Genomic DNA, 631 nt, shown 5'->3' on the forward strand with positions numbered 1-631 from the left:
TTGGGTCTGTAGCTCAGGTGGTTAGAGCGCACCCCTGATAAGGGTGAGGTCGGTGGTTCAAGTCCACCCAGACCCACCAGAATTTCACTGCTCGTCGTTGTTAAGGTACTTGCATAGCAGGCTATGCGGCGAACCTTAACGCCTAGATCAGAAAAATTCTGATCCAGGAGGCGAAAGCAGGGCGCAGTACAGATTTTGTTAATCTAGGCGCAGCTTGAGTGAGTGAAGGAGTGACCCTCGATGGGTCATGACTGAAGCGAACGAATGTTGCAACGACGAGTAACGAAAGCTGGACAAGTTCTGGGGCCGTAGCTCAGCTGGGAGAGCGCCTGCCTTGCACGCAGGAGGTCAGGAGTTCGATCCTCCTCGGCTCCACCATACAGATCGATACTGCTGATAAGCAGTGTGCAGAAACAAGTGTTTCGGTTTGATGAACGACATCAGGCGAAGCCCTTCTTTCTGATCACTGGGTCAGATTTGCTCTTTAACAAATTGGACGAGATAGAACACGAATATTCTTCTCTCATTATCTCCGAGAGAAGATGTTCAAAGTGATAGCGATTTCAAGCGTTATCCGGTGTTGTCGTTGAAGTGGTTGTTATATCGCTTCAAGGAACTGTCTCCAGTTGCT

2 tRNA genes are annotated in these 631 nt (G+C 49.4%); both read left to right on the forward strand.

The features are described from left to right. The first annotated feature begins 2 nt into the window (after positions 1 to 2). Positions 3 to 79: transfer RNA gene (locus MSNKSG1_RS00010), tRNA-Ile, on the forward strand. A gap of 223 nt (positions 80 to 302) precedes the next feature. Next, positions 303 to 378, forward strand: a tRNA-Ala gene (locus MSNKSG1_RS00015). The last annotated feature ends 253 nt before the right edge of the window (positions 379 to 631 follow it).

Source organism: Marinobacter santoriniensis NKSG1 (assembly GCF_000347775.1).
Classification (GTDB): domain Bacteria; phylum Pseudomonadota; class Gammaproteobacteria; order Pseudomonadales; family Oleiphilaceae; genus Marinobacter; species Marinobacter santoriniensis.